This is a genomic window from Streptomyces alanosinicus (assembly GCF_014650595.1).
GTDB lineage: Bacteria > Actinomycetota > Actinomycetes > Streptomycetales > Streptomycetaceae > Streptomyces > Streptomyces alanosinicus.
This window is the reverse complement of sequence record NZ_BMVG01000001.1, coordinates 78,942-90,752: the sequence shown is the minus strand read 5'-3', so window position 1 is coordinate 90,752 and position 11,811 is coordinate 78,942. Positions and strand designations below refer to the sequence as shown.

Here is an 11,811-nt window from a genome sequence, read left to right as displayed (position 1 = left end):
CGGGGAGGTCATGTGAGGGCCAGTACATAGATCAGGGCCGCGGTGGCGGCGGCGACGCCCCGGAGGTGGTTCCAGAACGTCCACTCGCGCACGTACGCCGGCCAGTACACGGTGGCCTCCGGCGCGCCCGGGGTCAGCCGGGCCAGCCGGTCGTTGCGCGGGACATTCGCGACCACCGTCAGCCCGAACGCGCCGAAGAGATACAGCGCGCTGCCCAGCAGCAGTTCGAGCTTCCCCTCGTCCGGCCACACCACGAACGTCACCACCGCGATCATCGCGCTCAGCACCGCCGAGCCGGTGAACACCGTCATGAAGGCGGGCCGCACCGCGGCGCCATTGATCGCGTTCATCGCCGCGACGCCCTGCGCGGGCGGCAGCGTGGCGAGCCCCCGCATGACAAAGGTCGAGAACGCGCAGAACACCCCGGCCATCAGCCCGGTGCCCACAATCCCCACCACGATCAGCACGAAGAACGGCCCCTCGATCATCGCCACGCCCCATCTCGTCTCGCTCCGCCCGGTACGGGCCCGGCATCTCTCGCCTCCAGTCAATGCCCAGCAAGGGGCGCCGACCATGGCCGAGGAACGCGACGACATACGCAAACGTCTCTATCTCTCCTCTGTTTGTCTCTTTCTCCCCCTGGTCTCTTTCTCCTCTCGCTGCACTCAGCCCACATCCGCCCCGGCGTCCTGCCAGGCCCGCAGCACGCTCTCCACGGCCGGGGCGATCCGGCGCCTCGCCTCGTACCGTGACACCCCACTCATCAGCAGCTGGTCGTACGGCGTGTCCACATGCCGTACAGCCGCCACGACCGCCGAGATCACCGCCCCTTCGGACAGCGCCCGCCCGGCCGCGCTGCGCCCGACCCGTCCGCTGCCCCGCGCGGAGGCGTGTGCCGCGATGGCCCGCGCACGGTCGGCCGGGCAGCCGGGCAGCAGCCGGAGGATCTCGGCCCCGAACGCCGCCGCGAACTGCTCGTCCGCCGCCGCCCTGCGCCGCGCGTCCCGCGCCCGCCGCCGGCGCCGCGCCTCCGCGTCCGCCAGACAGCGGGCCTCGGCGCGAGCCAGCGCCGCCTCCTCCACGAGCACGCCCTGCCGCTCGTAACGGCTCTTGCGCCGGTTGAACCGCACCACCACGACCGACAGGCCGCTCTCCTCCCTGGACCTGCGGGTCAGCGCGGTGTCCCCGCGGGGCAGGAACACCAGGTGCCCGAGGTCGGCGCAGCGCAGGCAGCGTGGTGCCCCGTCCTCCAGCACCAGCAGTGACACCGGCCCGCGCCGGCACGCGGCACACCGCTTGGGCTTCAGGGCCTGGATGACGACAAGCCGACCAGGGGAGTGGGGAGTTGAAGGAAGCGCCATACGCGGTACTTTCCCCGTCACCGCCCGCGCGTCCCTTCCTCCCGGCAGGCTCGGTCAGCCCGGCCCACCGCCACCCGGCATCATGGGCCTGTGCGACTCGAAGCGATCACCTGGGACCGGCTCGCCGAGCTGCTCGCCGACCGGCTGGCCGGCCTGGAGCCGACCGACGGCGGCGCCTGGCCGCGGGTCGGTTTCGACGGTGCCCCGGCCGCCCGGCCCGGCGATCTCGCCGAGCGTGTCGGCGAGGCACTGCGGGTACGTGGCCGGCCCGCACTCGTGGTGGGCGCCGAGGGCTTTCTGCGTCCCGCCTCGCTACGCCTTGAACACGGGCGGCGGGACGCGGAGTCGTATTTCGCCGGATGGTTCGACACCGGCGCCCTGTGGCGCGAGGTCTTCGGCCCGCTGGACCCGGGCGGCAGCGGTCGGGTCCTGCCCGACCTGTGGGATCCGGTCACCGACCGGGCCACCCGCAGCCCCTACTCCCAACTCCCGCCCGGCGGGATCCTGTTGCTCCATGGTCCCCTCCTGCTCCGCCATTGGTTCCCCTTCGATCTGACCGTGCACCTCCTTCTCTCCCCGGGTGCCCTGCGCCGCCGTACCCCGGAGGCCGACCACTGGACGCTCCCCGCCTTCGAGCGCTACGAGCACGAGACCGACCCCGCAGGCACGGCCGACGTCCTGGTACGCGCCGACGACCCGCGTCATCCCGCCTGGAGCGGCTGAGCCGCACCGCCAGGCCACGGACCCCCCGGGGCTCAGAGCCAGCCGTTCCGCCGGAAGCCCCGGTACAGCACCAGACACGCGCCCCCCATGACGGCCATGACCAGCGGATAGCCGAACCGCCAGTGAAGCTCCGGGATGTGGTCGAAGTTCATGCCGTACACCCCGCACACCATCGTCGGCACGGCGATCACCGCGGCCCAGGCCGTGATCTTCCGCATGTCCTCGTTCTGCGCGACGGTCACCTGCGCGAGATGGGCCTGCAGGATCGAGTTGAGCAGTTCGTCGAACGCGGCGATCTGTTCCTTGGCCCGGATCAGATGGTCGAGCACATCCCGGAAGTAGGCCTGTATCTCCGGTGCGATGACCCGGATCGGCCGGGTGGCCAGGTCCTCCACCGGGCGGCCCAGCGGCACCACCGCCCGCTTCAGCTCCAGCAGTTCGCGCTTCATCTGGTAGATGCGGCCGGGATCGACCCGTGCGCCGGTCTCCGTGAACACCTCGGTCTCGACCTGGTCGATGTCCGCCTGCACCGCGTCCGTGACGGTCAGATAGTCGTCGACGACATGGTCGGCGATCGCGTGCAGCACCGCCGCCGGGCCCTTCGAGAGCTGATACGGATGAGCCTCCAGCTCCTCGCGCAGGGGACCCAGCGAGCCGTGCCGGCCGTGTCGGACCGTGATGACGAAGTCCTTGCCGACGAACACCATGATCTCGCCGGTGTTCACGACCTCGCTGGTCGCCGTGAGTTTCTCGTGCTCCACATAACAGACGGTCTTGAACACCGCGAAGAGCGTGTCCCCGTAGTGCTCCAACTTCGGGCGCTGATGGGCCTCGACCGCGTCCTCCACCGCCAGCGGATGCAGGTCGAACAACTCGGCGATGCCCGCGAACTCGCGGTCCGTCGGCTCATGCAGCCCCAGCCAGACGAACCCCTCGCCGGTCTTGCGCACCATCCGCACGGCGTCCACCAGATCCGTGCACTGCGGCACCCGCACGCCGTCCTGATACGTCACACAGTTGACCACCGACGAGCCCAGCGGTGACCTGGCGGGATGGCTCAGGTCCACACGCGGGCGCCGTCGGGCGAGCCGCGCCACCTTGCGAAGGCCGCCGACCCGGCTCAGCCCCGTGACCTTTCGCAGATTCCCCGCCATGGACATCTGGATCTCCTTGCATGGATCCCCTCGCGTAACGCTTCCGCGTCTTGCCGGGCAAGTCTGCCAGCCGAGAGCAAAGCGCGGGTAAGCCTGTGGGAACGGGAGGTTCCGTTTGGTTCCCGCCTGTGGAGGACCGACTCCCGCTGGACAGACGGGCTCCCGCATGTCGACAGGGCGCACGGGGATGATCGCGGTATGACGCAGCCTGACAGGTACCTCCTGGACAACCGGCAGAACGAGGCCGGCCGCCGCTTCGACGCCTTCGCCACGCTCTTCGATCCCACGACGTTCCGGCACATCGAGGCCCTCGGCATCGGGCCCGGCTGGCGCTGCTGGGAAGTCGGGGCCGGCGGCACCTCCGTGGTGTCCTGGCTCGCCGAGAGAGCGGGACCCACCGGAAAGGTCGTCGCGACCGACATCGACACCTCGCTGGTCGCCGCTGCCGCCGCCCGACCGCCGCTGGAGGTCCGTGTCCACGACGTGGGCACCGAGGAACCGCCGGGCGAGGGCTTCGACCTGGTCCATGCCCGGCTCGTCCTCGTCCATGTCCCGGACCGGGAAAGGGCGTTGCGGTCCATGATCCAGGCGCTGCGGCCCGGCGGATGCCTGCTGGTCGAGGACGCCGACCCCGCCCTCCAGCCCCTGCTCTGCCCCGACGCGTACGGACCCGAGCAGCGGCTGGCCAACCGGCTGCGCCAGGGCTTTCGCAAGCTGCTCGCCGAACGTGGCGCCGATCTGTCGTACGGCCGCAAACTCCCGCGGCTGCTCCGTGAAGCCGGTCTGAGCGGTGTGCAGGCGGACGCGTTCTTCCCCGTGACCTCGCCCGCCTGCACCGCCCTGGAAGCCGCGACGGTCCGTCAGATCCGGGACCGGCTCGTCACCGCCGGGCTCGCCACCGACGAGGACATCGACCGGCACCTGGCCAACGTCGAGGCCGGGGGCATGGACCTGGCCACCGCGCCGATGATCTCGGTGTGGGGGAGGAAGGCCGCCTAGGGCCTGTCCGGGCAGGGCGGTCTGCCGCCCACCCGTTGTACGGCCTGCGCGCCTGCCCGGCAGCCCTCTGCCGCCGCCTTCTCCGGGTCCGCGCCCGCGAGCAGGGCGGCGAGGAACGCCCCCGTGAAGGCGTCCCCGGCGCCCGTGGTGTCCCGAGGGACCGCCGGCGCCGCGGGGACCCGGACCGGTGTGCCGCCAGAGCGGGCCACGAGCGCACCGTCCGCGCCCGCCTTGGCCACGACCAGCGGAACGAGACGGCTCAGCTTGGCCGCCGCGTCCACCGGGTCCGGCAGCCCGGTCAGCAGACACGCCTCGGCCCGGCTGGGCAGCAACACATCCAGCCGCTGCGCGAACGCGAGGAAGCGGTCCACGCCCAGCCGTACCAGGAAGCCGGCCGACGCCGGATCCAGGCTGACCGGCACGCCACACCTGCGTGCCGCCGCGAGCGCCGTCTCGGCCAGCTCCCGGCTCGGCTCCGTGAACAGCAGATAGCCCGACAGATGGAGCCGGGCCACGCCGTCGAGCAACCCGTCCGACCAGTCGGCCGGTTCGAGCCGCAAAGACGCACCACTGTCCGTGAGGAACGTGCGCTCCGCCGCCGCACTCGTGTCGACGAGGCAGATCACCGTCCCGGTCGGCGCCGTCGGATCGACCACCAGTCGGGGCCGCACCCCGGCCGCGACCAGCTCACGCTCGTGCCACGCGGCCGCGTCCACGCCCACCCGTGCGAGCAGTCGTACATCCGCACAGCCTGTGTGCGCGGCCCAGCAGGCCACGTTCGCGCCCGCGCCGCCCGGCAGCGTCCGGATCGCGGCGGCCGTGTCGGTACCAGCCGCCAGCGGCCCCTGGTGCCGGGCGACCACATCCGTGACCACATCACCGACGACCAGCAGCGCCCCGTTCCGGCCCGCGGTCACCTCCTGGCCCACGCCGTGGCGATCCGCGCCGCCAGCCGTACGTTGCCGCGCACGGCCGCCAGATTGGCGCTCAGGGAGGCGCCGTCGGTGTGCCGGACCAGGTAGTCCAGCAGGAACGGGGTCACCGCCTGCCCGGTGACGCCCTGCTCGGCACAGGCGCGCAGCGCGTCGGCGAGCACGCGTGCGTGCAGCCCGGGATCGAGCTGCTCCGCCTCGGGGACGGGGTTGGCGACGATCAGGGCCGACTCGGGCGCGCCGAGGTCGTCCTGGGCCCGTATGACGTCGGCGACCTGATCCGGGGTGTCCAGCCGCCAGTCGACCGGATGCCCCGAGTCCGACAGATAGAAGCCGGGGAACCGGTCCGTGCCGTACCCGGCGACGGCCACGCCCAGCGTCTCCAGCCGCTGCAGGGTCGCCGGCACGTCCAGGATCGACTTCACGCCCGCGCAGACCACGGTGATCCTCGTGCGTGCCAGCAGACCCAGGTCGGCTGACTCGTCCTGCGTCACCGTCCACTCCCGGTGCACCCCGCCCAGCCCGCCGGTGGCGAACACCCGGACGCCCGCGAGCGCGGCCAGCTGCGCCGTCGCCGACACCGTGGTCGCCCCGCTCACGCCGGAGGCCACGGCGAGCGGCAGATCACGGTGGCCCAGCTTGCGGATGCCGTCCTCGTTCGCCACCCGCTCCAACTGCTCCTTGTCCAGGCCGACACAGGGGCGTCCCTCGAGCACGGCGATGGTCGCCGGTACGGCGCCCTCCCGCCGCACGACGTCCTCCAGCTCCAGCGCCACCTGCAGGTTGCGCGGGCGGGGCAGACCGTGCGCGATGATCGTTGACTCCAGGGCCACCACCGGCCGCCGGGCGCCGAGCGCATCCCGGACCTCTTCCGACACCACCAGCACCACGCGTCGCCTCCTGTCGTCGGCCTTTCCTGATCTCTGGCGGGCCCCGGCGGCCGTTAAACGCTCGCGGCGTGTGGGGCACGACACCAGCCGGCCGCGGTGAGTGGACCAGCCCCCGGACAACCCGTCAGGAATCCAGGCCGGGCCCGGGACGAGCGGTCGACGGGGCCGGATCAGAACAGTGGCTCGGGCAGCACACCCTCCAGGGCGAGCAGCTTCCGTTTGGTCTCCAGCCCGCCCCCGAAACCGCCGATGCCGCCGTCGCTCTCCACCACGCGGTGGCACGGCACGACCAGCGGCAGCGGATTGGCCCCCATCGCCGCGCCGACCGCCTGCGCCCCGCCGGGCTGCCCGACCCGCCCGGCGAGATCGCCGTACCCCACCACCGTGCCGTACGGCACACCGGCCGCCAGCTCGCGCAGCACCTGCCGGTTGAAGCCGGAGATCAGCGACCAGTCCAGCGGCAGGTCGAAGTCATGGCGCTCGCCCGCGAGGTACGCCCGCAGCTGGTGTGTCGCCTCCGCCAGCAACGGCGAGTCCGGATCCTCCACGAGAGCGCCGCCCAGCCGGGCCGCCAGCCGGTCCAGGCTGCGGTCGCGCACCGCGTCCGTGGCGTGGAAGACCACGTTGACCAGGCCGTCCCGGGTCGCCGCCAGCATCAGCGGCCCGATGTCGGTGCCCACCACGGCCCATACGACCTGCTGCTCATCCTGCCCATGGCTGTCCATGCGCCCACGGTACGACCCGCCACTGACAACGCCCGCCGTGATCAGTCCGACCCCAGCGCGGCCCGCACCACGTCCGGTTTGTTGGTGATCATGCCATCGACGTCGTAGCCCGCCACCTTGTGGGCCGTGGGCGCGTCGTTCACCGTCCAGGCGAACACCCGGAGCGGTTTGCCGTGCGGCCCCTCGAAGGAGTGCACGGCCGAGACGTACGCCTTGGAGAGCGATCCGTACGACGGGTTGATCAGATCGGTGAAGCGCGCGTACTGGTGCAGCTCCGCCACGTCGGGCGCCCCGAGGTAGGCGGTGGTGACCGCGGGCTTCAGCTCGTGCACGGTCCGGATGCTGCCGGCGCTGAAGCTCTGCACGACAAGCCGCTCCAGATGCTTCTGGTCGAGCCAGCCCTGGTTGTCGAGCATCTTCAGGGTCTGCTGCTCGATGCCCGGGTACAGCTCCGGGTTCTTGATCTCCAGGAGCAGCTTCTCGTGGTTGTGCTCGATCTGGCACATGTAGTCCTTCAGCGTCGGCACGCGTGTGCCCGCGTAGGCGGGGGAGTACCAGCTGCCCGCGTCCAGCCGGGCGATCTCGGCCGCGGTGAAGTCCTTCACCTTCCACGGTGCCCGTCCGGGAAAGACCTGCTCGACGTTGGTGGTGCGCGGCAGGCTGTCGTCGTGGATGACGACCAGCTCTCCGTCCTTGGTGCGCTGGACGTCGTTCTCGACCCAGGAGAAGCCCAGCTGCGCGGCCTTGTCGATGGAGGCCAGCGTGTTCTCGGGAGCGTAGGCCGAAGCACCCCGGTGGGCGATCACCGTGATCTCGCCGACGTCTCCGGCCCGGGCGTCGGAGGCGGGGCTGAGCAGGACCGCCACCCCCAGGACCGCGGCGGCCGTGGCGGCAACTACGCGTGCGTGCATGCAGACTCCTGGCGTCGAGCGAATACGGACAGCAACCACACTGACAGCAGACGGTCAACGACACCCGGGCGCACGACGACCACACACTCAATGGAGATGTCCAGGCCTGCTCACCGGTGCCGCACAAGTGCGGCAAGGCCGTGTTTCTTTGCCGGAAAATCGTTCGACCATTCCGGTGGGGGTCATACTCTCTGCGACAACCCTGACCGCCCGCGCGGTCCTGGGCCGGGGGAACATTTCGAGGATTCCGGGACGCAAGAGGGCGGAAGGGCAGCCGCGGATGCAAGGCACGGTCGACGGATTCAGTTACGGGGCCGTCACCCCATTGGTGGCCTATCTGATGGCCTGCCTCGGTGGCGCCCTCGGCCTGCGCTGCACCACACGGTCCCTGCTGGTCACGCACTCCTGGCGACCCGCCTGGCTGGCCCTCGGCTCGGCCGCGATCGGCTCCGGCATATGGACCATGCACTTCGTCGCCATGATGGGCTTCGCCATCGAGGAGACGCCGATCCACTACGACAAGCCCATCACCTACGCGAGCCTCGGTCTCGCCATCGTCATGGTCGGCATCGGGATCTTCATCGTCGGCTACCGGGGCGCGACCGGCACGGCACTGTTCACCGGCGGCACGATCACAGGTCTGGGTGTCGCCTCGATGCACTACCTCGGCATGGCCGGCGTCCGCTTCCACGGGCATTTCACCTACAACACGCTCACCGTCGCCGCCTCCGTCGTCATAGCGGTCGTGGCCGCCACCGCCGCCCTGTGGGCCGCAGGACGTGTCCGGGGATTCATGTGGAGCGTGGGGGCGAGCCTCGTCATGGGGCTCGCGGTCAGCGGAATGCACTACATGGGCATGGCGGCCCTGGGCGCCCACCTCGACGGCCCGTCCCATGCCGCCGGAGGCGCGCCGGAGCCGTCCGTGCTCGCGCCCATGCTGATCGGCCCGCTCGCCTTCCTGCTCCTCGCGGGCATTGTGGTGATCTTCGACCCGCTGATGGTGATGGGTCGCCCCGTCCGGATGCCCGTCGAGGGGAAACCGGGTGTCCCCGCCGCCTCCGTCGCCGCCCACCCGGACCACCGCCCCGCCCTCCACGAGGGACGCCTGTCGGCCCGTACCTCCGAGCACCACGCGTCCCGGACCCCGCAGAACCGCTGATCCGGACCCGTTGTCAGTGGGGGGTCGTACGGTGGATGACATGCGGCCCGTTTCCCACATCGAACGCACGGTGGCGCCCTTCGAGGTCGTCAGCCCCTACCAGCCCAGCGGCGACCAGCCGGCGGCCATCGCCGAGCTGGCCAAACGCATCGAGGCCGGTGAGAAGGACGTCGTCCTGCTGGGCGCGACCGGCACCGGCAAGTCCGCCACCACGGCGTGGATGATCGAGAAGCTCCAGCGCCCCACGCTCGTGATGGCGCCGAACAAGACACTGGCCGCCCAGCTGGCCAACGAATTCCGCGAACTGCTGCCGAACAACGCGGTCGAGTACTTCGTCTCGTACTACGACTACTACCAGCCCGAGGCCTACGTCCCGCAGTCGGACACCTACATCGAGAAGGACTCCTCGATCAACGAGGAGGTCGAGCGGCTGCGTCACTCGGCCACGAATTCGCTGCTCACGCGCCGTGACGTCGTCGTGGTCGCCTCGGTGTCCTGCATCTACGGCCTCGGTACTCCGCAGGAGTACGTCGACCGGATGGTCCCCCTCCGGGTCGGCGACGAGATCGACCGGGACGATCTGCTGCGCCGCTTCGTCGACATCCAGTACACGCGCAACGACATGGCCTTCACCCGTGGCACCTTCCGGGTCCGCGGCGACACCATCGAGATCTTCCCGGTCTACGAGGAGCTGGCCGTCCGCATCGAGATGTTCGGCGACGAGATCGAGGCGCTGTCCACCCTGCACCCGCTCACCGGCGAGATCATCAGCGACGACCAGCAGCTGTACGTCTTCCCCGCCTCGCACTACGTCGCCGGCCCCGAGCGCATGGAGCGGGCCGTCAACGACATCGAGAAGGAGCTGGGGGAGCGCCTGGCCGAGCTGGAGAAGCAGGGCAAGCTCCTGGAGGCCCAGCGTCTGCGGATGCGCACGACGTACGACATCGAGATGCTCCGCCAGATCGGCAGCTGCTCCGGCGTGGAGAACTACTCGATGCACTTCGACGGCCGCTTGCCCGGCTCCCCGCCCAACACTTTGCTGGACTACTTCCCGGACGACTTCCTGCTCGTCATCGACGAGTCGCATGTCACCGTCCCCCAGATCGGCGCCATGTATGAGGGCGACGCCTCCCGCAAGCGCACCCTCGTCGACCACGGCTTCCGCCTGCCCTCCGCGCTCGACAACCGCCCTTTGAAGTGGGAGGAGTTCCAGGAGCGCATCGGCCAGAGCGTCTATCTGTCGGCCACCCCGGGCACGTACGAGCTGTCGCGATCCGACGGCGTCGTCGAGCAGATCATCCGCCCGACCGGTCTGGTCGACCCGGAGGTCGTCGTCAAGTCCACCGAGGGGCAGATCGACGACCTGGTCCACGAGATCCGCAAGCGCACCGAGAAGGACGAGCGCGTCCTCGTCACCACGCTGACCAAGAAGATGGCCGAGGACCTCACCGACTACTTCCTGGAACTCGGCATCCAGGTGCGCTATCTGCACAGCGACGTCGACACCCTGCGCCGTGTCGAGCTGCTGCGCGAGCTGCGCTCCGGTGAGTACGACGTCCTGGTCGGCATCAACCTCCTGCGTGAGGGTCTCGACCTGCCGGAGGTGTCCCTGGTGGCGATCCTGGACGCCGACAAGGAGGGCTTCCTGCGTTCGGGCACCTCGCTGATCCAGACCATCGGCCGCGCGGCGCGCAATGTCTCCGGCCAGGTCCATATGTACGCCGACAAGATCACCCCGGCGATGGAGAAGGCCATCGACGAGACCAACCGCCGCCGGGAGAAGCAGGTCGCCTACAACAAGGCGAACGGCATCGACCCGCAGCCGCTGCGCAAGAAGATCAATGACATCGTCGCGCAGATCGCCCGCGAGGAGGTCGACACCGAGCAGCTCCTCGGCTCCGGCTACCGCAAGAACAAGGACGGCAAGAGCGCCAAGGCACCCGTCCCGTCGCTGGGCGACAAGGCGGCCAAGAGCGCGAAGGCGGGCAAGGCGGCCAAGGGCGCGGCCGTGCCCACGGACCGGCCGGCGGCAGAACTCGCCGAGCAGATCGAGGAGATGACCGAGCGGATGCGCGCCGCCGCCGCGGAGCTGCAGTTCGAGATCGCGGCCCGGCTGCGCGACGAGGTCTCGGAGATGAAGAAGGAACTGCGCCAGATGCGCGAAGCCGGACTCGCCTGAGCCCCTGTCACCCGCCGGACCTCGGCATATACGCAAGTGTTGCAACACCGACACAAAGCGCGGGCCGGGGTTCGGCACTGTCGGTGCCCCTGCGTAGGGTTCTGCACAACCGCGTACTGCGCGGCAACAGGGGACCATCGAGAGGGGAATCAGCGGTGTCCGTCAACTTGAGCAAGGGTCAGGCCATCAGCCTGGAGAAGCAGGACGGGGGCACCCTGACCGCGGTCCGTATGGGGCTCGGCTGGCAGGCCGCGAAGCGGCGCGGTCTGTTCGGCTCCCGTACCCGGGAGATCGACCTGGACGCCTCGGCCGTCCTCTTCGCCGAGAAGCAGCCGGTCGACGTCGTCTTCTTCCGTCACCTGGTGAGCGACGACGGCTCGGTCCGCCACACCGGCGACAACCTGGTCGGCGGCGTCGGCCAGGGTGGTGACGACGAAGCGATTCTGGTGGACCTGCAGCGCGTTCCGGTCCACATCGACCAGATCGTCTTCACCGTGAACTCCTTCACGGGCCAGACCTTCCAGGAGGTGCAGAACGCGTTCTGCCGCCTCGTGGACGAGACCAACGGCCAGGAACTCGCCCGCTACACGCTGGACGGCGGCGGTGACTACACCGCCCAGATCATGGCGAAGGTGCACCGCGCGGGCTCGGGCTGGACGATGACCGCCCTGGGCTCCCCGGCCAACGGCCGCACCTTCCAGGACCTGATGCCGACGATCCTTCCGCATCTGTAGGACCGCCCGGCCGACCGGCAGCGCGCACGACACAACGACACAGG

The 11,811-nt window shown here is 70.2% G+C and carries 12 protein-coding genes; 5 read left to right on the top strand and 7 right to left on the bottom strand.

Features of this window, described 5'->3' with window-relative positions; translation table 11 throughout:
* Positions 1 to 8: 8 nt before the first annotated feature.
* Together IE277_RS00400 and IE277_RS00395 are read right to left on the bottom strand one after the other, a co-directional pair.
* Complete coding sequence (locus IE277_RS00400) at positions 9 to 488, bottom strand: anthrone oxygenase family protein (protein WP_189949135.1); 480 nt, start codon at positions 486 to 488, stop codon at positions 9 to 11.
* A 177-nt stretch (positions 489 to 665) separates the two neighbouring features.
* A complete protein-coding gene (locus IE277_RS00395; protein WP_189947328.1) occupies positions 666 to 1,361 on the bottom strand; it encodes a DUF2293 domain-containing protein in 696 nt (231 codons plus the stop codon).
* Positions 1,362 to 1,451: 90 nt separating this feature from the next.
* On the opposite strand from IE277_RS00395, the gene IE277_RS00390 reads away from it, so the two are divergent.
* A complete protein-coding gene (locus IE277_RS00390) occupies positions 1,452 to 2,084 on the top strand; it encodes a nucleoside/nucleotide kinase family protein (RefSeq protein WP_189947326.1) in 633 nt (210 codons plus the stop codon).
* Positions 2,085 to 2,116: 32 nt separating this feature from the next.
* Here IE277_RS00390 and IE277_RS00385 read toward each other — a convergent pair whose 3' ends face one another.
* Positions 2,117 to 3,244: a magnesium and cobalt transport protein CorA gene (locus tag IE277_RS00385; protein WP_189947324.1), complete on the bottom strand. Its 1,128-nt coding sequence runs from the start codon at positions 3,242 to 3,244 to the stop codon at positions 2,117 to 2,119.
* A gap of 192 nt (positions 3,245 to 3,436) precedes the next feature.
* Here IE277_RS00385 and IE277_RS00380 point away from each other — a divergent pair, with 192 nt between their 5' ends.
* Positions 3,437 to 4,237 (top strand): class I SAM-dependent methyltransferase, encoded by an 801-nt coding sequence (locus tag IE277_RS00380; protein WP_189947322.1) that lies wholly within the window; start codon positions 3,437 to 3,439, stop codon positions 4,235 to 4,237.
* Here IE277_RS00380 and IE277_RS00375 read toward each other — a convergent pair.
* The 4 genes from IE277_RS00375 to IE277_RS00360 all read right to left on the bottom strand — a co-directional run bounded on the left by IE277_RS00375 (position 4,234) and on the right by IE277_RS00360 (position 7,695).
* Positions 4,234 to 5,166, bottom strand: coding sequence for a carbohydrate kinase family protein (locus tag IE277_RS00375; RefSeq protein ID WP_189947320.1), 933 nt, complete (start codon positions 5,164 to 5,166; stop codon positions 4,234 to 4,236). The genes IE277_RS00380 and IE277_RS00375 overlap by 4 nt on opposite strands.
* On the bottom strand, positions 5,151 to 6,059 hold the full coding sequence (locus IE277_RS00370) for a pseudouridine-5'-phosphate glycosidase (protein ID WP_189947319.1): 909 nt from the start codon (positions 6,057 to 6,059) through the stop codon (positions 5,151 to 5,153). Before IE277_RS00370 ends, IE277_RS00375 begins: the two co-directional genes overlap by 16 nt.
* Before the next feature lie 170 nt (positions 6,060 to 6,229).
* A complete protein-coding gene (locus tag IE277_RS00365) occupies positions 6,230 to 6,784 on the bottom strand; it encodes a methylated-DNA--[protein]-cysteine S-methyltransferase (RefSeq protein WP_189947317.1) in 555 nt (184 codons plus the stop codon).
* A gap of 41 nt (positions 6,785 to 6,825) precedes the next feature.
* Positions 6,826 to 7,695, bottom strand: coding sequence for a glycerophosphodiester phosphodiesterase (locus IE277_RS00360; RefSeq protein ID WP_189947315.1), 870 nt, complete (start codon positions 7,693 to 7,695; stop codon positions 6,826 to 6,828).
* A gap of 280 nt (positions 7,696 to 7,975) precedes the next feature.
* Here IE277_RS00360 and IE277_RS00355 point away from each other — a divergent pair, with 280 nt between their 5' ends.
* From IE277_RS00355 to IE277_RS00345, 3 genes are all read left to right on the top strand, one after another.
* On the top strand, positions 7,976 to 8,854 hold the full coding sequence (locus tag IE277_RS00355; RefSeq protein ID WP_189947314.1) for an MHYT domain-containing protein: 879 nt from the start codon (positions 7,976 to 7,978) through the stop codon (positions 8,852 to 8,854).
* A gap of 40 nt (positions 8,855 to 8,894) precedes the next feature.
* A complete protein-coding gene (uvrB, locus tag IE277_RS00350; protein WP_189947312.1) occupies positions 8,895 to 11,033 on the top strand; it encodes an excinuclease ABC subunit UvrB in 2,139 nt (712 codons plus the stop codon).
* Between the two features lie 155 nt (positions 11,034 to 11,188).
* The gene (locus IE277_RS00345) at positions 11,189 to 11,767 is read left to right on the top strand and encodes a TerD family protein (protein WP_189947310.1); all 579 of its coding nucleotides are present in this window, start codon (positions 11,189 to 11,191) and stop codon (positions 11,765 to 11,767) included.
* Positions 11,768 to 11,811 lie beyond the last annotated feature (44 nt).

Excerpts from the sequence above, each read along its gene's own strand:
- IE277_RS00400 (WP_189949135.1), bottom strand. The coding sequence starts at position 488 with ATGATCGAGGGGCCGTTCTTCGTGCTGATCGTGGTGGGGATTGTGGGC.
- IE277_RS00395 (WP_189947328.1), bottom strand. The coding sequence starts at position 1,361 with ATGGCGCTTCCTTCAACTCCCCACTCCCCTGGTCGGCTTGTCGTCATC.
- IE277_RS00385 (WP_189947324.1), bottom strand. The coding sequence starts at position 3,244 with ATGTCCATGGCGGGGAATCTGCGAAAGGTCACGGGGCTGAGCCGGGTC.
- IE277_RS00380 (WP_189947322.1), top strand. The coding sequence starts at position 3,437 with ATGACGCAGCCTGACAGGTACCTCCTGGACAACCGGCAGAACGAGGCC.
- IE277_RS00365 (WP_189947317.1), bottom strand. The coding sequence starts at position 6,784 with ATGGACAGCCATGGGCAGGATGAGCAGCAGGTCGTATGGGCCGTGGTG.
- IE277_RS00360 (WP_189947315.1), bottom strand. The coding sequence starts at position 7,695 with ATGCACGCACGCGTAGTTGCCGCCACGGCCGCCGCGGTCCTGGGGGTG.
- IE277_RS00355 (WP_189947314.1), top strand. The coding sequence starts at position 7,976 with ATGCAAGGCACGGTCGACGGATTCAGTTACGGGGCCGTCACCCCATTG.
- uvrB (WP_189947312.1), top strand. The coding sequence starts at position 8,895 with ATGCGGCCCGTTTCCCACATCGAACGCACGGTGGCGCCCTTCGAGGTC.